The organism is uncultured Sphingomonas sp. (assembly GCF_913778135.1).
Lineage (GTDB): Bacteria > Pseudomonadota > Alphaproteobacteria > Sphingomonadales > Sphingomonadaceae > Sphingomonas.
The window spans coordinates 1-17,873 of sequence record NZ_CAJYVU010000040.1; the positions used below are offsets into that span (position 1 = coordinate 1).

At 64.8% G+C, this 17,873-nt stretch carries 25 protein-coding genes; 24 read left to right on the forward strand and 1 reads right to left on the reverse strand.

Annotation, left to right across the window (positions count from 1 at the left end):
- Positions 1–484: 484 nt before the first annotated feature.
- From QZ847_RS03930 to QZ847_RS03945, 4 genes are all read left to right on the forward strand, one after another.
- The gene (locus tag QZ847_RS03930; protein WP_294353234.1) at positions 485–688 is read left to right on the forward strand and encodes a hypothetical protein; all 204 of its coding nucleotides are present in this window, start codon (positions 485–487) and stop codon (positions 686–688) included.
- Between the two features lie 965 nt (positions 689–1,653).
- Entirely contained in the window at positions 1,654–2,052 is a 399-nt protein-coding gene (locus QZ847_RS03935) for a VOC family protein (protein WP_294353237.1), read from the forward strand.
- Between the two features lie 418 nt (positions 2,053–2,470).
- Complete coding sequence (locus QZ847_RS03940) at positions 2,471–2,839, forward strand: MarR family transcriptional regulator (RefSeq protein WP_294353239.1); 369 nt, start codon at positions 2,471–2,473, stop codon at positions 2,837–2,839.
- Between the two features lie 74 nt (positions 2,840–2,913).
- Positions 2,914–3,087, forward strand: coding sequence for a hypothetical protein (locus tag QZ847_RS03945; RefSeq protein WP_294353241.1), 174 nt, complete (start codon positions 2,914–2,916; stop codon positions 3,085–3,087).
- Here the strand turns inward: QZ847_RS03945 and QZ847_RS03950 are convergent.
- Entirely contained in the window at positions 3,084–3,809 is a 726-nt protein-coding gene (locus QZ847_RS03950) for a hypothetical protein (RefSeq protein ID WP_294353244.1), read from the reverse strand. The two genes, QZ847_RS03945 and QZ847_RS03950, sit on opposite strands and share 4 nt — an antisense overlap.
- A gap of 476 nt (positions 3,810–4,285) precedes the next feature.
- Here QZ847_RS03950 and QZ847_RS03955 point away from each other — a divergent pair, with 476 nt between their 5' ends.
- From QZ847_RS03955 to QZ847_RS04050, 20 genes are all read left to right on the forward strand, one after another.
- A complete protein-coding gene (locus QZ847_RS03955) occupies positions 4,286–4,594 on the forward strand; it encodes a MarR family transcriptional regulator (RefSeq protein ID WP_294353248.1) in 309 nt (102 codons plus the stop codon).
- Between the two features lie 144 nt (positions 4,595–4,738).
- Entirely contained in the window at positions 4,739–5,404 is a 666-nt protein-coding gene (locus QZ847_RS03960) for a PAS domain-containing protein (RefSeq protein ID WP_294353250.1), read from the forward strand.
- A gap of 529 nt (positions 5,405–5,933) precedes the next feature.
- The gene (locus tag QZ847_RS03965; protein WP_294353251.1) at positions 5,934–6,254 is read left to right on the forward strand and encodes a hypothetical protein; all 321 of its coding nucleotides are present in this window, start codon (positions 5,934–5,936) and stop codon (positions 6,252–6,254) included.
- Between the two features lie 11 nt (positions 6,255–6,265).
- The gene (locus tag QZ847_RS03970) at positions 6,266–6,910 is read left to right on the forward strand and encodes a hypothetical protein (protein ID WP_294353252.1); all 645 of its coding nucleotides are present in this window, start codon (positions 6,266–6,268) and stop codon (positions 6,908–6,910) included.
- A 292-nt stretch (positions 6,911–7,202) separates the two neighbouring features.
- Positions 7,203–7,454: a hypothetical protein gene (locus QZ847_RS03975; protein WP_294353254.1), complete on the forward strand. Its 252-nt coding sequence runs from the start codon at positions 7,203–7,205 to the stop codon at positions 7,452–7,454.
- On the forward strand, positions 7,451–8,086 hold the full coding sequence (locus QZ847_RS03980) for a DUF3164 family protein (RefSeq protein ID WP_294353256.1): 636 nt from the start codon (positions 7,451–7,453) through the stop codon (positions 8,084–8,086). The genes QZ847_RS03975 and QZ847_RS03980 overlap by 4 nt, the downstream gene beginning before the upstream one ends.
- A 123-nt stretch (positions 8,087–8,209) precedes the next feature.
- The gene (locus QZ847_RS03985) at positions 8,210–8,542 is read left to right on the forward strand and encodes an HNH endonuclease signature motif containing protein (RefSeq protein WP_294353258.1); all 333 of its coding nucleotides are present in this window, start codon (positions 8,210–8,212) and stop codon (positions 8,540–8,542) included.
- A 360-nt stretch (positions 8,543–8,902) separates the two neighbouring features.
- Positions 8,903–9,277 carry a hypothetical protein gene (locus tag QZ847_RS03990; protein WP_294353260.1) on the forward strand — a complete coding sequence of 125 codons (375 nt, stop codon included), beginning with the start codon at positions 8,903–8,905 and terminating at the stop codon, positions 9,275–9,277.
- A 10-nt stretch (positions 9,278–9,287) separates the two neighbouring features.
- Entirely contained in the window at positions 9,288–10,988 is a 1,701-nt protein-coding gene (locus QZ847_RS03995) for a terminase TerL endonuclease subunit (RefSeq protein ID WP_294353262.1), read from the forward strand.
- Between the two features lie 2 nt (positions 10,989–10,990).
- On the forward strand, positions 10,991–12,298 hold the full coding sequence (locus QZ847_RS04000) for a phage portal protein (RefSeq protein WP_294353264.1): 1,308 nt from the start codon (positions 10,991–10,993) through the stop codon (positions 12,296–12,298).
- Complete coding sequence (locus tag QZ847_RS04005) at positions 12,295–13,224, forward strand: S49 family peptidase (protein WP_294353266.1); 930 nt, start codon at positions 12,295–12,297, stop codon at positions 13,222–13,224. Before QZ847_RS04000 ends, QZ847_RS04005 begins: the two co-directional genes overlap by 4 nt.
- A 20-nt stretch (positions 13,225–13,244) precedes the next feature.
- Positions 13,245–14,594 (forward strand): phage major capsid protein, encoded by a 1,350-nt coding sequence (locus QZ847_RS04010; RefSeq protein ID WP_294353268.1) that lies wholly within the window; start codon positions 13,245–13,247, stop codon positions 14,592–14,594.
- Between the two features lie 90 nt (positions 14,595–14,684).
- Positions 14,685–14,840, forward strand: a complete 156-nt coding sequence (locus QZ847_RS04015) for a hypothetical protein (RefSeq protein ID WP_294353270.1) — start codon at positions 14,685–14,687, stop codon at positions 14,838–14,840.
- Positions 14,840–15,157, forward strand: a complete 318-nt coding sequence (locus tag QZ847_RS04020; RefSeq protein ID WP_294353272.1) for a head-tail connector protein — start codon at positions 14,840–14,842, stop codon at positions 15,155–15,157. Before QZ847_RS04015 ends, QZ847_RS04020 begins: the two co-directional genes overlap by 1 nt.
- Positions 15,154–15,504: a head-tail adaptor protein gene (locus QZ847_RS04025; protein ID WP_294353275.1), complete on the forward strand. Its 351-nt coding sequence runs from the start codon at positions 15,154–15,156 to the stop codon at positions 15,502–15,504. The genes QZ847_RS04020 and QZ847_RS04025 overlap by 4 nt, the downstream gene beginning before the upstream one ends.
- Positions 15,505–16,080 carry a hypothetical protein gene (locus tag QZ847_RS04030; RefSeq protein WP_294353277.1) on the forward strand — a complete coding sequence of 192 codons (576 nt, stop codon included), beginning with the start codon at positions 15,505–15,507 and terminating at the stop codon, positions 16,078–16,080.
- Positions 16,077–16,490: a hypothetical protein gene (locus QZ847_RS04035; RefSeq protein WP_294353279.1), complete on the forward strand. Its 414-nt coding sequence runs from the start codon at positions 16,077–16,079 to the stop codon at positions 16,488–16,490. The genes QZ847_RS04030 and QZ847_RS04035 overlap by 4 nt, the downstream gene beginning before the upstream one ends.
- Before the next feature lie 2 nt (positions 16,491–16,492).
- Positions 16,493–16,711 carry a hypothetical protein gene (locus tag QZ847_RS04040; protein ID WP_294353281.1) on the forward strand — a complete coding sequence of 73 codons (219 nt, stop codon included), beginning with the start codon at positions 16,493–16,495 and terminating at the stop codon, positions 16,709–16,711.
- A 67-nt stretch (positions 16,712–16,778) separates the two neighbouring features.
- Positions 16,779–17,228: a hypothetical protein gene (locus tag QZ847_RS04045; protein WP_294353283.1), complete on the forward strand. Its 450-nt coding sequence runs from the start codon at positions 16,779–16,781 to the stop codon at positions 17,226–17,228.
- Between the two features lie 170 nt (positions 17,229–17,398).
- Positions 17,399–17,839: a hypothetical protein gene (locus QZ847_RS04050; protein ID WP_294353284.1), complete on the forward strand. Its 441-nt coding sequence runs from the start codon at positions 17,399–17,401 to the stop codon at positions 17,837–17,839.
- Positions 17,840–17,873: the final 34 nt, after the last annotated feature.

The following is a 17,873-nucleotide window of genomic DNA, read 5'->3' on the forward strand; positions in this document are numbered from 1 at the left end:
TCCGTTGCGCTCTGACCGCGTCGGCGCGCACCGTAAGCGTCTCCGGCTGCTACGCAGGCGGAAGGATGTCACATGGTAGTAGAAGCTGACACGGTTACGATCGACGGCGCATGGTTTCGCCGGACGATCGGCTATTTAGTTGAGCAGTCGCCGCGGTGCACTCGAGCGAGTACGCTTGTGGCAGATGCGCTTGTGACGGACGTGGCTGACGCGGCGGCTGCAAGCTTCGTCACGCTGCTGTACGGGGATTTCCCCTTTGCAGCTCCGCCCAGCCAGACTCCTGTTCGTCCGCACCTTGTAAATGGCTGAGCCACGCCTGATCTAGGTACAATCGCGCACTCTTCCTGAGCGTTGCGCGGCTGAGAGACCTGGCGCTCCCGCTCGACGTGGAGGCCGCGATGCGTCTTTGCTCTGCACCTTGTTTATCGCTTACATACATGCGGCTCTGTGACCTTCGACGGGGTGCGTTCAATTGAACCGCTCCATGAACGTGACGCTCGATCAGCAGGTCGTTCGCTCGCAAGCCGAGCGCCACAAGGCACCGATCAGCGCCATCGAGACAATCCTGTCCGGCGGCACACGGGTCGTCTTCATGAACATGTTGGACGCCGACCGCATGCGAGACGTGTTCTCGCAGTCGCTCATCAATGGCGATGTGGTGAGAACCAGATGGGTGCGGAATGGCTGACGGGGTTAGGTGCGGCGTTTCCGCACGCGCGCTGGACGCAATCGGACATCACCAGCCTACGCGAGCGAGCAAGCTCAGGCGCTCCGCTCATCGATCTCGCTATGATGTTGGGTCGATCATCTGAAGACGTGCACCACATGATGATTCGCCTGCGAATTACTCTGCGGGATGGTCGATAGGCTCAAACTAGAGCTGCTTGCATCTCATCACGCGTGACCTGCCAACACTAATGCTGAGCGGTACCTTAGAGGAGGAAGCGTCATGGACGTTAATTATATTCTTGGGCGTGAGCAGACGTCGCTCTACAATGCTGCGCACGCTCAATCGGCGCCGGCCCGCATAGCACATGAGCAGCTCGCGACGGCATATGGTCACTTGCTTGCGGCGAGCAGTTTCCCGCACCGCAGCTCCGTTTCGTTATCGTTTCGTTCTGCGCCAAGCGAGAACGAGGACAGATGGGCGGACGACGGCGGCAGTCGGTGAGGGGCGATAGAGCAGCGGCATACGCGTTCTACGCTGACCAACAACGCAAGCTTGCGGACGCAACGATTGACGACGAGACGGGCCGGCAAGCGCACCTGGACTCAGCGGCCTTTTGGACCGACCTTGTTGAGCAGTTAAGGTCACGCGGCGGGAGCGGTTATGCGGCGGATTGAGGTTGTCGCGCGTGCACTCGCCACCGCCGAATTCGTTGATGCGTCAGCATGGCGGGTCTACTCTCCTGAAGCGAGATTGGCCGTTCGTGCACTGCGGCTCGCCCGGCGAGCACCGCGAGATCAAGCAGGAGCTGCTTTCGTATCCCAAGCCTAGAAGCACGAAGGTCTATTTCGCTTTCAGAGGCAGACGTTCAACGGATCAAGTTGTCGGGCACCAGGCGAGAGCCTGACGGTGACCGCGAGTTATGGGCCGGTTAGATGAAATTGCTAATGGCGATCGGAAGTCGATCAGCCTTCAGGAGAGTATGCATGCTGTTTCACACCATGGTCGGATCAAACGACATCGAACGGTCCAAGCGCTTCTATGACACGGTGCTCGGCACCCTGGGTGCAGGGGAAGGGACGAGAAACATCGCCGATAGCGGCCATACACGCCTGATCTATAACAACGGCAGCGGGACCAACTTCATCGTTAGCCAGCCGATCAACGACGAACCGGCAAGCGTTGCCAACGGCAGCACCGTTGCCTTTTCCTGCGACTCGCCCGAGCAGGTGAAGCAGCTTCACGACACCGCCGTTGCCGCTGGCGGAACCTCGATCGAAGCGCGCCCCGGACCACGCGAAACTGCTTCCATGGGGACCATCGAGCTGGCGTATTTTCGTGACCCCGATGGCAACAAACTTTGTGGAATTCACTTCCCTGCCTAGTTCGTCGACATCAGTCCGCTTCTGCTACTCGCGGACCTCCACCATGCCACTCCGCGAATGTCCACTTTCCACCCCTAAGCGGACATTCGGACGCGGGTACAAGCTGGGTACTACCAGTCGGCCAAGATCGAGAAATCACGTCTTTCTCCGACTGTTAAAGCAGCATGGCGGAGGGTCTGTCCGCCGCTACGAATGTCCGCTTTCACCCAGTCGACGTAAGTCTCTCCGTATCATGTAGCGAGACGCCGATTAGGTGGGCGCTTACAAACGCATGGCACCAAATCCGCTGATCCATTCACCCCGCTGATAAGGTGCTCGTTGTACTTCTTTACACTTTAATTTGCGTTAGGTTGCTGCCCGATGCGCCTCTTGATCGAAGTGGTTAATGGAGAACAGCCTCTCCGTTTGAGAACCTCGAATGTCGCAAACTTCCAGCCTGGTCGATATGCAGACCGAGTCGAAAGCGCTTTCTCAAGCCAAGCTACACCGCACCATGCGAGCGGAAGGGCGTTGGTGCTTTCGCGACGGCATCTTCTTCGACCCCGGAATGGAGATCATGCTCCAGCTCTTCATCGCATACGAAGAGCAGCAAGCGATGGCGGTTGGGGATGTAACGACCGCTGGCGGCATACCGCAGACCACCGGCCTTCGATGGGTCGTGAGATTGGAGGCGCTTGGATACGTGGTTCGGCGCCAAGACCCCAATGATAAGCGCCGCATTTTCGTCGCGCTCAGCGAAGATGGCCATACCCGCATGACGCACTGGTTGGCGCATATGGGTAGGTGATGGTCACAAATAGCTATGTACATGCGTGTAGCCGCGCTTAGAGCAGCGTCGACGATTGCCGTGAGGATGCGTTTATGCTGTCGAAAATCAACGAAGCCGAGCGGCTGATGAGCATGGCTCTTGCTCTCCTCGACGAAGCCGGCGAGCTGCGCGCTGCACCTCACCTCGACATGGCTCTGCATGAGCTTCGAGGAGTCGGATCGACCGCTGGGGTCAATGAAGAGATCGCGTCCGCTTCGACGCACTAATTGAACGTCAGGGTCCCCTGGAGCTCAGTCACTCGCCCGATCGGATTGACGCTACCAAGCGACAGTTTGGCTGTCTGTAGTTTGCGCCCTTGAACCAGCACAGTGATCTGATCACTGGCGCTTTTACCAGTCGCAAGCACCTGACTGATCATCTCCGCAACCTTCGGGCGATCAGCGGTCGACACCAATGTCACCAGACGAACGCCGGCAAGCTGATCGTGCGCTGCCTGCACGAGCCTTGCTAGGGATTGCCGCGGCTCGACAAGAGAGCCTCTCTGATCGAGCCGAAACGTAGCCGCGTTCCCTCCCGCTTCGACCGCTTCAATCAAGGCGAGCATTCTCGCGTCATTTTCACGCAAGCGTTCCGCTGCCGTGACGTCGCGCAGAAGAATAACAACACCTTCGGGCATTGCGCATATTCGAGCCACATACTCTCGGCTCGGACGGTCATACAGCGTGACTTCAAGCACTTCGCTCGTGCCACTCTCCGCCACTCGGACAACGGCAGCCTTGAGGAAGTCGCCCCCAAGACTAACGACTAGCGATCCCTCATTTACAGATGGAAAGCGCGCCTTCGCTACATGATTGAAGCCGGTCACGGTGCCTGTAGGATCGGCCAGGATCACCGCCTCGTCATATGCTTCGACGATCGCACCAACTTGTTCATTAGCCCCGGCGACTGGGCCCTCCACTCGGGCGCATAGCGCGGTCATCGAGTCCACTGAGAGCATTACAGCTCGAGGGCGCCCGCGATGCATGATGTAGAGAGGCGATCGCTGGACGCGCTCCTGCCATGTGCCGAAGTTTCGCACCAGATCACTTGAAGTGACTGTGAACTCTGTATCCAAACCGTCCATAATAGACATATGCCCAATTATCATCACCGGCGCGAGTACGCGTTCTTACATGTTAGACGAAAGTAGCATGACGCGAGTTCTAAACGGCTGTATGGTTAGATACTCCACCGGGGGGGGGTAGGAAGATGTCGATAGATCAATCCAAAATGGACTTATCCAGTGTGCTGCGTGTACTACGCAACATCTCTGCTGATCAAAGAGCCATCAATCGGTCAAACACTCGTGAGCTTACGAGAGCCTCGGCGTTTGGCGGCCGATCTGCCCGATCAGGCACAAGGCCTAGCTTCTCCGTCGTACGCCACCAGACCGCGTTAAGCGCAAAGGCGCGGGCGATCCGAGCCTTGCGTGCTGAGGCAGCGCAGGCGTTTCCAGACGGCCTGATCTGCGATCCCGGGCTCGATGTGCTGCTCGATCTATTCATCGCCGGCGAGGAAGGTAATCGACGCGTTGTCTCCGATCTCCTGAGGACCGAGGTGCCGGCCACGACTGGTTTGCGCTGGTTGAAGCGTCTCGAAGACGAGGGCTTTGTGGAGCGGCAGCCTGACCCGCACGATCGCCGCCGCTACTTCATCACGCTCTCAGAGGAAAGCCGGAGCAAGGTGCGAAACCTGATTGAACGATCACGGCTTCAACTCGCGGAGTTCGACTGACCTCAGACTAGGCACAGGCTCACCGCAACGATCACTGCACAACACTTTGTGAATGATCGTTGCTGGCCCTCATCTGCTTGTCATGGTTGTTGAACGCTCAACCAGGCGATCTACATCGTCGATCGTAATCAGCTGTGAGGTACTATGCCAGCAGGGCACTGCGTATCTTCACTCGAAGGAGTCATCCTGCAGGCCGATCAGGGCTTCCTTGATCTGCTGCAACGTCGTGAGGCCGAGGTAATCGGCATGTCCTATCGCGAGCTCACAGACCCACGTGATCTCGAGCGAAGCGCTGACATGATAACAATGCTGGAAGACGGCGCTGCTCCTATCCGGTGGCAAAAACGCTACCTTCGCCCAGACGGAACCTCGGTGGCGGCGAACTTGCTCGTTACCCGCTTTTCGAGCCCCGACCGCCTCGTCAGTACCCTGTTCTGGCACGACAACGGACGTCCGCTTCCCCCCGCCAAGCTGTGGGAGGCTGCGCTGCGTGTCCGCCACGTGCACGTCGCACGCATCAAGCTGTTAGGAAGAGATCTGAGCACCGATCCAATCGGATCACTGCTGATTGGTATCTATCTGGCAGAAGCTGAAGGGCGGAGTATCGGGATCGAGCAGATCGCCGATTACGCCGCTATACCGACGAGCACCGCTGGGCGCTGGGTCAAGCTCTTGCAGGAGCGTGACATCATCGAGATCGCTCCGGCAAGTGTGGATGATCTTCAATTGACTCGAGTGGGGCTCGAGCGAACCGAAGCTATGTTGGCGACGGTCTACGAGGCGCCAAACGCCGCTGTTATGCTCGACTGACTGCTTCGCGCAAGGGCGCCGGCCGCGGTCGCGTGTTTGTAGCGCTGAAAGCGCGCGCTGCGCGGCCGGCTGCGCAGGTTGCTGGGGGGCGAACTTGCGCCTCGCCAGCATCAGCATGGCCTCGTCTGGCGCAAGCGCGCTTCCTTACTCATGTAAGAATTGGCGGCTTCATGCGAGCACTGACCGTGATAGCCGTGTCGCATGGAGACCGGGAGCAGTGACGACGATGAGCACGTGTTTGGCGGCCTCCTGATTGTGGCCGTGGTTACGATGGCGTTCTTGATCGCTTTCGCCCTTTGGCTTTCCCGCTGACGCTGTCCCCCTTGCGGGTATCGCGCGGGTACCGCTCAAATCCCTGCGCCAGAAATTGACGCTTTTCTGCGCCTCTTTCGACCTCGTGGCGGAGGGATTATCCGCCGCGCACGCCGGCTATTGACCACTTCCCCCCGAGTCGCGTGCCCCTTATGTTCACGGCATGCAGGGGGCCTCGCCGGCGCCGCCTCGTCGCGAGGAAGCGCTAGCCTACATCGTGGAGCGGATCGTTAGATCCGGCACCAGTCCAAGCTATGCCGAGATCGGCAAGGCTATGCGGCCCCGCGTCGGCATCACGCGAGTGCGTGACCTAATTAACGAGCTGACTGTACTAGGCGTTATCGACCGCGATCCTGGTTCGCAGCGAGGCATACGCATTCGCGATGTGTCGCGTTGTAGAAGCATGATCGAGGGTGCGCTTGGTGTCGGCGGCTGGTGGCACGCTTCGCCGCTCGGCTCGCTCACGCCGCCAGATGGCGTAGACGCACTGGAGCTGCCGTTGATGCCGGCGTTCGAGCATCTTCCCGATCCCGACTGACCGAGGCCGCCATGACGATCACCACACAGCGCGAGCAGCAGCGCATTAACCACCTCGTGCTCGGCCGACCGCGGCCAGCGCCAGTAGTCGGTCCCAAGCCGAAGGGGCTGTCAAAAGCCGAGTGGCGTGTTCGCAAGGAAGAGCTACGGGCGCGCGGCGGTGAGCTGCTGCCGGGGGTCGAGGAACACGTCCAGCTGCTTGAGGCGTATGGCGGCAAGCAGGGCACGCCGGAAACGCTGGCTGCCTTCGACCAACGACACCGGCGATCGGGCGCGATTGCGCGGTTGTACGCCTCGCACGCGATCGATGCCGACCAGCTCGCCGCGGCGGACAGTATCGCCACCGCGTACCGCGCCGTCACCGCCGACGCGCCGCTGCGCACCGCCAGCTGGGAAACGCGCACCGCAACGGGCGGCGGGCCCGGTGGCCACGACTGGCCGCTGTTCTCACGCACGCTCGACGATCTCGCGATGGAGTGGTGGCTTGCCTCAATCCAGCAGCCGCACGCGATGGTCGCGATCATCGCGTGCGATTTGGGGCTGACGATTGCCGCGAAGCGGTACGCGCTCAGTGTGCCACGTACCCGCGACCTGGTGCGCGCGGCGCTGACGACCTGGTTCAACCGCTTCGGCCGCGCAGCCGTCGCTGGCGACTGATTAGGGGTGCAACTTGCTACACTGCACCAACGTGCACGGTGCGAAATCGACACGTAAGCGGCAGAAACGACCCCGCCACAGCCGCGCCTGCAGCCCGCCACGTGCGGGCTTTCGCGTTCTTGGAGCCTACCTATGCCCCAGAACCTATCCCTTCACGACGAATGCAGGCGCGTGAGCGCCGAGCTCGACCTTGTGATGGCGGATATGGAGAACGGGCGGCCGTCCCAGTCCAGACACGACGGCCACGTTGACCAGGTGGTGGGGCTCGCAACGCGTCTCTTGAGCGCCGCTCGTGGCCCTGGTCGATCAGTCAACCCGCCGCTCGCCCGCGTTGGCAGCGGCTGCCTCTGGTGAGCCGATGATCAACGTCGCACAAGCTCGCGCCGCGATGGCGGCAGCACCAGGCGACACCGTCGCCTTCACGAAGGCGCAGGCCGCGCAGATGTTCGCCGAGCTTGAGGTCGGGCAGAACGCCCGCCGTGCGTTGTCGAACCTGCGCACCATGACCGCCGTCGCTGCCAGCGCGGCCGGAGCACCGGCATGACCGAGCGCGCGCACCCTGCCGCGATCGACGTCGCCGGCACGCCGTACCTGCGCGATGCGAAGGGTGCGCTGGTGCCGCTCGCGTCGGTGAAGCCCGCCGATCTGCTCATGGACGAGGTTGTACGCGGGCTGACCGAAGCAGCCGAAGACCTGTCCGGGCAGCTGACCGAGTTCAAGGCCAAGTCATTCGGAATGGTCGGCGAGTTCCAGGCGCTGCTCGCGCAGGACTATGGCGCCACGCTAGGCGGCAAGCGCGGCAACATCACGCTCACGTCCTTTGACGGCTGCCGCAAGGTGCAGGTGCAGGTGTCCGACTTGCTCGAGTTCGGGCCCGAGCTGCAGGCGGCGAAGTCGCTCGTCGACGAATGCCTGACCGGCTGGTCGAAGGACAGCGGCACCGAGCTGCGCGCGCTCGTGACCCGCGCCTTCTCGGTCGAGAAGGGCCAGATCAACCGGGCCGAGCTGTTTATGCTGCTCCGCGTCAACATCACGGACGAGCGCTGGGTCCGGGCGATGGACGCCATCCGCGACAGCATCCGGGTAATCGGGTCGCGGCAGTACATGCGCTTCTACCAGCGTGCCACGCCCGAGGCAGGCTGGCAGGCGATCACCCTCGACATCGCGGCCGCATGACGTGCGCGAGCTAATCGAGGGCGTCGGGTACGGGATCTTCATGGCCGCTATCGTGCTGCTGCTGATGGTGATCGCGCGCGCGATCATGCTTGGCTGATGGCTCGGCTGAAGGCGATGCCGCCTATGCTTGGCGCGCTCCCGCCCACGCTCGGCTCGCTGCCGGCGGTGGAGCGCACCAAGGGGCAGAAGCGCGAGTTGTTATCGCCTTGGCGCGCCTGGTACCGGACCAAGCGGTGGCGCGCGCTCCGCCTCGTGATCTTCGCACGCGACCTCTACACCTGCCGCTGGCCGGGCTGCGGCTTCACAACCGCGGACACCTCGCAGCTCGTCGCCGACCACCGCGACCCGCACCGCGGCGACGAGGCGCGCTTCTGGTCGGAGGGCAACCTGCAGACGCTCTGCAAGCCGTGCCACGACAGCCGCAAGCAGCGGGCCGAGCGCGCAGCCATGCGCTGACCTGATTGAGCCGCAAGGCCCTGTGTGGGCCGCATGCGGGGCCTGACGACCCCCTCCCAAACCGGGGGGGTGGGTCGATCCCTGGGGCGGCCCGACCCCCTGCACCCCATTGGCCCTCACGCGCAGATTTTTTTCTGCTGGTGGTTTGGGGTGCGTACTTTCGTTGCGGAGGGCTGATCGATGGCGGCCCGGAAAACATCGGAAGAATGGGAGCGGATCGAGCGCGAATACTTGGCGGGCGAAGACTCCATCCGCGAAATTGCTGATCGGCACGAGATTTCCGAAGCAGCTATTCGGAAGCGCGCGGATAAAAACGGGTGGGTTCGCGCGGTGCGCAAGCGCCAGATAGTGCGCACTTTGGTGCCGATCGCACCGCCACCACCGCGGTCGGCCGAGCCGGTCGACGCCGCGACGATCGCCGAGACCGGCCGCCAGCTGGTCGCCCGGATGCTGGAGGAATTGGACGCGGTCACGAGCAACCAGGGCGAGCTCGAGCGCGTAATCGAAATCGCGACGATCGACGACGACGACGATCGCCAGCGCGACGCGATGATGAAGGCCATCTCGCTGCCGGCGCGAACGCAGATGGTGAAGAACCTCGCGACCGCGTTGAAGACGATCAACGAAGCGTCGGCGCCGCAGGGAAAGAAAGCGGCCATTCAGCAGCGCGCGAGCGCAGCGGGCAGCAAGTTCGGCACGATCGCGGCGCCGGGTGCTGCAAAGACCCCGAATTGAGGCGCTGCCGATGGTCGAATGGTCGACGGCGTGCATCGACTGGAAGGAGCGCATTCGCGGCCGGCAGTCGCTGATCCCGTTCGATCCTCTGTTCCCTGACATTGCTGCCGCGAAGATGGAGGTGTTCAAGGCGCTGCGCATCGCCGACCTCGGCATCAACCCCGCGACCGACGATACCTGGACGATCGGCGAATCGGCCGCGCCGTGGCTGCTCGACTTTGCGGCCGCGATCTTCGGCGCCTACGACGGTGACACCGGCGAGCAGCTGATCCGCGAGGGCATGCTGCTCGTGTCCAAGAAGAACACGAAGTCGACGATCGCGGCCGGCATCATGCTGACCGAGCTGATCGTCGGTTGGCGACCGTCGGACGAGCTGCTGATCCTGGCGCCCACGATCGAGGTCGCGGGCAACAGCTTCAAGCCGGCGCTCGACATGATCCGCGCCGACGAGGAGCTGATCGATCTCCTGCATCCGCAGGAGCACATCCGGCTGATTACCAACCGCGTCACAAAGGCGACGCTAAAGGTGGTTGCGGCCGATGCTGCGACCGTGTCGGGCAAGAAAGCCAGCCGCGTGCTCGTCGACGAGCTGTGGCTGTTCGGCAAGCGGGCGAACGCCGACGCGATGCTGCGCGAGGCGACTGGCGGTCAGGTGTCGCGGCCGGAAGGTTACACGCTCTACTTGACGACGCAGTCGGACGAGCCGCCCGCCGGCGTGTTCAAGGACAAGCTCGCCTATGCGCGCGACGTCCGCGACGGCTTGGTCGAGAACAAGGAATTCCTACCGGTCCTGTACGAGTTCCCGGACGAGATGCTCGCCAACGACGAGCACCTCGATCCGGCCAACTTCTACATCACCAACCCGAACCTCGGTAAGTCGGTCAGCCAGAAGTGGCTCGAGTCTGAGTTCTCCAAGATCGAGAACGCCGAGGATGGCACCAAGCAGGTGTTCTTCGCCAAGCATCTGAACGTCGAGATCGGCATCGGCCTCCGGCACGACGCCTGGGTCGGCGCGACTTATTGGGCGCAGGCCAAAGCCGCGGCCGAGCTGTGGGATGGATCGTTCGAAGGCTTCCTCGAGCTAGTCGAGGTCGCGGTCGCCGGGCTCGACGGTGGCGGGCTCGATGATTTGTTCGGCTTGGCGCTGCTCGGCCGCCTGCGTTCGGACCCGCGCACCTGGTTGCTGTGGAACCGCGCATGGGCGCACCTCGACGTGTTCGAGCGCCGAAAGGACATCGTCAGCCGGCTGAACGACTTCAGCAAGCAGGGCGATCTGATCAAGTGCATCGACCCGACGCAGGATCTGGTCGAGGTCGCCGATCTGCTCGAGCAGGTGAAAGATGCGGGGCTGTTCCCCGCGATCGGCGCGGTCGGGCTTGATCCGCAGGGCGTCGCAGCGATGGTCGACGAGCTTTCCGGGCGTGGTTTCACGTCCGACCAGCTGGTGGCGGTGCCGCAGGGCTTCCGGCTCACCGGCGCGATCAAGGGCACCGAACGCAAGCTGAAGGATGGCACGCTGCTGCATGCCGGCCAGCCGCTCATGTCCTGGTGCGTCGGCAATGCGAAGGTGGAGCCGCGGGCGAGCGCGATCCTGATCACCAAGCAGGTGTCGGGTACCGCCAAGATCGACCCGCTGCTCGCCGGCTTCAACGCGGTGCAGCTGATGACGCGCAATCCGTCGGTCAGCACCTACACCTATACGGGAATGTGAGCATGGGTAAGAAAAGCCGTGCTCGCGCCGCGGCGCGGGCGCTCAGCGCGTCCACGAAAGCCGGCAGCACCGACGGCGTGATCGTCGCCGGCGCCGACGGCATGAGCGATGTCGGCGGATCGACCGTTCTCAACCTGCTGCCCGCCTCGGGCCGCGGCGCGCCGATCGGCGAGAGTGAGGCGCTGTCGATCCCGGCCGTGCTGCGCGCGCTCGAGGTGCTCTGCGCGCTGTTCGCCATGACGCCACTGCACTATCTCCGCGACACGCCGACCGGCAAAGAACGGGTCGACGACGCGCCCGAGGCGATGATCTTTCGCCGGCGGGCGAACAACGTGCAGCCGGCGTACCTGCTGAAGGAGGTCATGCTCGGTGACTTGCTGATGCGCGGCAAGTTCGGCGCATTCGTCCACCGCGACGGCCTCTACCGGGCCGACAAGCTAACCAGGCTGGATCCCGCCGGGATCGGATCGCCGGTCCAGCACTGGGATCGTACCGACGGGCTCGAGGTGTTCTACGACGTCCAGCTGCCCGACGGTAAGCGCGAGCGGCTGACGCGAAACGACTGCTGGTTCGTGCCCGGGTTCAGCCGCGACGGCCTGGTCGGCCTCGACCGGCTCAAGCTGCTGCAGGACACGATTGAGGCCGCCGCGGCGACGTCGCAATTCGCGGCGCGCTTCTGGCAGAACAACGCGCAGCCCTCGACGGTGCTGACGACCAAGGCGAAGGTCGACCCCGAAGAGAAGCAAAAGATCCGCGCCGATTGGCAGGGCCGCTTCGCAGGGCCGCGGAACGCCGGCGGCGTCGCCGTGCTCGACCAGGAGCTCGATGCGAAGTTCCTGTCGCACAACAACAAGGAGGCGCAGTACCTCGAGGTCCGCCAGTTCTACGTCGTGGAGATCGCGCGCGCGTGGGGTGTGCCCCCGCACGTGCTGTTCGAGCTGAGCCGTGCGACCTTCTCGAACATCGAGCAGCAGAGCCTTGAGCTGATCCTGTACTGCATGATGGGGCATTTCGAGCGCGTCGCTGCGCATGCCACGCATCAATTCGCCCGCGACGGTCACTTCTTCGAGTTCGAGCCCGCGGCGCTGCTGAAGGGCGACCTTCTGAGTCGCTACCAGGCCTACGCGCTGGCCGTCGACAAGGGCTTCCTCAACCCGAATGAGGTGCGCCGGCGCGAGAACCTCAACGATCGCGCTGGCGGCGACGAGTACCGCGTCGGTTCGGGATCCACGATCGAGGGTCAGCAGCCCGGCAAGCAGGTCGACCATCGGCCGCCGGCGCCTGCGCCCGCTCCCCAGGAGGACGAATGAACCAGAACATCCTGGCCGCGATCCGGTCGGAGCCGTGGGCGATCGTGCCCGGCTATCTCGACGCGATCGAGGCAATTGCGCTCCGCGTGATCGAGCATCCGGCGCTGATCGAGGTCGAGCGCGACGGTCACCAGGCGCGCTTCCTCGAGGCGAGCACGCGCATGGGCGATCGCGCGCCCGGCACGCGCACCGCCGCGCTTCGTGATGGCGTCGGTTCGTTGCCGGTATTCGGCCCGGTGTTCCCGCGCGCTGGCGGCATGGCGACGTCGGGCGCCACCACGCTCGATGCCGTGGCGGCCGATCTGCGCGCGCTCGAGGCGTCGCCCGAGGTGCGGTCGATTCTGATGGTGGTCGACAGCCCAGGCGGAGTGGTGTCGGGCGTCCACGACTTCGCGCGTGTCGTTGCCAGCATCACCAAGCCGCTAAGCGTCCACGTGACCGGGCAATGCTGCTCAGCCGCCTATTGGTTCGCGAGCCAGGCGCCCGGCGGGATCAGCGTCGATCCGACCAGCCTCGTCGGCTCGATCGGCGTGTGCATGTCGACGTCGTACCAGGAAGGGCCGGACACGAGCGGCCGGCGGTCGATCGACATCACCAGCACCAACGCGCCGCAGAAGCGGCCGGACCTTTCGACCCCCGAGGGGCAGGCATCGGTACGCGCCACGCTCGACGCGATCGAGGGCGTGTTCATCGCCGCCGTCGCCAAGGGCCGCAACGTCACCGAGGCGCACGTCCGGGCCGAGTTCGGCAAGGGCGGCACCCTGACCGGCAAGGACGCGAAAGCGGCCGGCATGGTCGACCGTGTCGAGCCGGATGGCCTCGACGGCGCGATCCGTCGGCTTGCCCGCGGCGCTCCGCCCCCCGCGCCGCGCCGCTCGGCGTCCGCGAACACCCTGAAGCTCGCGCAGATCCGCGCGTCGTCCTAACCACCCGAGGAGAATGACCCATGCGCATTACCGCGCTCAAGCAGGCACTGGCGGCCACGGTCGCCAACATGGAAGGTCTGATGCAGGCCGCATCCGACGACGGCGGCCGCGATCTGACCGCTGAAGAGCAGACGGTGTTCGACGCTCACGCCGAAGAGGCGAAGGGCCTGCAGGCGAAGATTGCGAAGGAAGAGACGCTGCTCGCGTTCAAGTCGACCGCGGCCGCGCCGATCAACGTTCCCGGCAACCCGGGCGCGACCGGCGGCCAGCTCGGCGGACAGCCTGGCGCCGGCGGCACCGTGCCCGCCACGCCGATCGCGCAGCTGCCCGCGGGCACCGTGTTCACCCGCATCACCATGTCGCTTGCCGCATGCGGCATGGATCAGCGGGCCGCTGCCGATCACGCCGAGAGGCTGTGGGGCACCGAAACGGGGCAGATCGTCGCGAACCAGGAGCAGTCGACCAACGTCAAGGGCGGCTTCCTGATCAACACCGCGTACAGCTCCGACTTCATCGACCTGCTGCGTCCGCGCGTGGTCGTGCGCAAGCTCGGCGCTCGGTCGATCCCGATGCCCGAGGGCAATCTCACCATGCGCAAGAAGACGCAGGGCACGCAGGCCGGCTACGTCGGCGAGCGCACGCCGGCGCCGACGACCGACGTTCGCGTCGACAGCATGACCATGTCGGCGAAGTCGCTGCGCGCGCTCGTGCCGATCACCAACCAGCTGATCCGCCGCGCCTCGATGGGCGTCGTGGCGATGGTGCGCGACGATCTGCTCGAGGGCGTGGCGATCAAGGAAGACGCGGTGTTCATCCGCTCGCCGGGTGACGACGTGACGCCGAAGGGGCTGCTGGCGCTGATGCCGGCCGGCAACAAGCTGGCGATGACCGCCAACCCGACGCTGGCGACGGTCACGAACGATCTGGCGCGGCTGCGCCTGCGCGTCATCAACGCGAACGTGCCGATGATCAGCTGCGGCTGGATCATGAGCCCGCGCAGCAAGATGTTCCTCGAGACGCTGCGCGACGGCAACGGCAACATCGCGTTCCCCGAGATTGGTGCGAACGGCACGCTGTACGGCTACCCGATCGGCATGACGACCTCGGTGCCGGACAACCTCGGTGCGGGCGGCAACGAGTCGGAGATCTACTTCGGCGACTTCTCGCAGCTGCTGATCGGCGACACCGAGACGGTCACGATCGCCAGCTCGGACACCGCGGCATACGACGACGGTGGCACGATCCGCTCGGCGTTCTCGAACGACGAGACGGTCGTCCGCCTGATCGCCGAGCACGACACCGGCACGCGCTACGCGGTCGCCTTCGCGGCGCTCACCGGCGTGACCTGGGCACCGGGCGACGTCGACTAAGCCACCCGCGTCGCCCGCAGGCGACGCTCCACCATCAACATGCGGCGTGCGAGCGGTTGATCCCGCTCGCCGCTTTTCGGGAGTGCCATCATGGCAGTGAAGTTCAAAATCCAGCACAGCATCGGCGCGCTGTACGTGCCCGGCGACATCGCCAAGTTCGAGCCGGCGGTCGAGAAAGACCTGATCGATCGCGAGATCGCGGAAAAGCACGAGCCGAAGAAGCCGGCCGGCGCGAGCGCGCAGTAATGACCGACGTGGCGGCGATCGACGGCACCGTGCTGACGGTCGCCGCTGCGCGTATCCACCTGCGTGTCGGCTCCAAGGTCACCGATGCCGAGCTGTCCGACCTGGTCGTCGCGGCGCAGGGGCGCATCGAGAGCTTCCTCGGCCGCGAGCTGGTTGGCGCGACCGGCTGGGCGACCGTGGACGCGGTCCCCGCGCTCGTGCGGCACTGCGTCAAGCTGGCGCTGTCCGACTTCTACGTGAATCGTGAGGCGCCGCAGCTCACCGACGAACAGCTGCGCCCCATAATCGGCAGCAAGATGCTGGTGACGATCGGATGATCAGCGTTCCGCCAGGCGACCGCGACACGCTGGTGACGTTCGAGCGGCCGATCGCGAGCAAGGGCTTTCGCGGCGCCGGCGCCGGCACATGGGAAAGCGTCGGCGACGAATGGGTCGAGCTGCGCGACATGCTGCCGAGCCGCGGCGAGCAACCGGCCAGCGGCATGCCGGTCGCGCTCCGCCGCGCGCGTGTCCGCATGGATTACCGCGACGACATCACGCCCGACATGCGGATCGTCGAAGGCGAGCACGTGCTGCAGATCGTGTCGGGTCCGGTCACGCTTGGGCGCCGCGCCGGTCTCGAGATGGTCGTCGAGGAAGTCTCGCCGGCCGGGAACGCCGCCTAGATGGCCGTGCGCCGCAGCAGCAAGCGCAGCGGCCGCCAGATCAAAGATCTGCCCGAGCTGTTCGTCGAGCGCATCCTGCCCGGTGCCGCAAAGGCTGGCGGCCTGATGATCGCCGACGCGGCCAAGCAGCTGCTCGGCACCAGGCGCGCCGAAACCGCCAGCGGTGCCAAGGTGCTGATCGCGGACTCAGTCAAGGTGAAGGTGCGGCGAAACGGCAGCATCATCACCGCGCGCGTGACGCTGATCGGCCCCGGCGCCTACGTCGGCCGCTGGCTCGAATACGGCACCAGCGGCCACTTCATCACGGTGGCGGCCGAGGCGCGCGAGGGTCGGACGGCCCGCCGCATCAACCGCCAGATCGCAGCCGGCGACGAGCAGGTGAAGGCGTCGCTGTTCATCAACGGCAAGCCGGTCGGCCCCTCGGTCTATCACCCCGGCGCCAAGCCACACCCGTTCCTGCGCCCGGCGAGCGACACCAACGAGGACGCCGCCAAGGCCGCGGCGCTCGCCTACATGGCGCAGCGCGTGACCAAGGCCGGGATCAACGCAGCCGCAGATCCGGAGATCGATCGATGACCGGAGCCGACATCGTCGGCGCGCTGTTGCGCGACTATCCGCCGCTCGTCGACATCGTGCCGGCCGACCGCATCAAGGGCGGCCGCCTGCCGCTCGGCACCAAGCTGCCGGCGCTGCTGGTGAAGACGGTCAGCAGTGTCGAGCGCCAGCGGCTGAAGCGTGGCGCAACCGTGCGCACCAACGATCGCATCCAGGTGACGGTTCGCGCCGCCAGCTGGGATGAGCAGATCACCATTCTCGACCTGGTCGTCGATGCGTGCGCCGATCGCACCGGCAGCATGGACGGCGCCGGCAATTACGCCGTGCTGACCGCCGGCCGCGGCCCCGACGTCGAGGGCCCGGGCGACAGCTACGAGCAGGCGCAGGATTTCCGGGCGAGCTTCGACAAGCCCAATACTCAAGGAGCATGACCATGTCCGTCACCAAGACCCAGAAGTACCGTGTCGCCCGCAACTTCAACGATGCGACCGTCGAGCGCCGCTTCACCAAAGGCGAGATCGTCGAGCTGACGCAGGGCGAGGCCGATAACTTCGGTGCGGTCGGCCTGGTCGAGCCCGAGGCCGACGTCGATGCGGCGCCCGCGGCCGATGCCGGCGAGACGCCCCCCGCTCGGCAGCAGAAGCGCGGCTGATCCGCTCGCCCGCCGACCGGCGGACGATCCCTGCCGGTGAGCCCGGCGTATCATCGAAGAGGTAGACATGAAGTCGCAGACTGCGGCGGGCTCGACGCTCGCCATCACCGTTGCCGCACCCGCCACGCAGGACGCGGCCGGGTTCGGCGCGCTCACCTTCACCGCGATCGGTCAGATCGAGAAGCTGGGCGCGTTCGGCGGTAGCTTTGCCAAGGTGGAGTTCCAGCCGCTGAAAGGACCGAAGCAGAAGTACAAGGGCTCGGTTGATTATGGCGCGCTGCAGCCGTCGCTCGCGCTCGACAGCGACGACGCGGGGCAGACGCTGCTGCAGGCCGCCTCCGACGACGAGACGCAGAAGCTCTACGGCTTCTGCGTCACCTATCAGGACGGCTCGAAGCGGTTCTTCATGGGTCGCGTGTTCGGCATGCCCGAGAATGCCGACGGTGCCGACAGCATGCTGACCGCGGCGCCGGCGATCGAGATCTGCACCAAGATCGTCAAGGTCGCAGCCGCCTGATCAGGCTTAGGCGGGAGCTGGCCGCCCCCGCGTCCGTGGCGATGGAGCCACCAAGGCCACCCGTTCCCTTCCGGCGCCCGCGACGCCGTCTCTCTTTGCATCGGCTCGCCCCGCTCGTCGCGGGTTTGCGGGGCGGGTCGATGCGCCATTCTTCCCGCGAAGGAATGATCATGACCAAGAAGCTGTTGAACATCGCCTCGCTCGCCGTAGCCGCGACTGCCTGCGTCCACGTCAAGAACGCGGCCGGCGAGCCGCTCTATGCCGACGCCGAGCGCAAGCTGCCGGTACGCATTCATCTCCACGGCCCGGGCAGCGACATCGCCAGTGTCGTCGAGGGTCGCCAGACCGCGCGATCGCTGAAGCGTATGCAGGACAATGACGGCAAGGTGACCGCCGCCACCCCGGAAGAGCGCCGCGCCGAGACGGCCGACGATCTGGCCGCGCTGACCGTGCGCTTCGAGAATTTCACCTACGGCGAGGATGAGACGCTGACCGGCGAGGCCCTGTTCCGCGCCGCCTATGCCGATCCGGGCCTCGGCTTCATCACGCGCCAGGTCGCGCGCTTCTTCGGCGACTGGGGAAACTTCAACGGCGCCTCGAGCAACGCCTGACGCTCTGGGTCCGGCAGCTGGCTTGGTACAATGC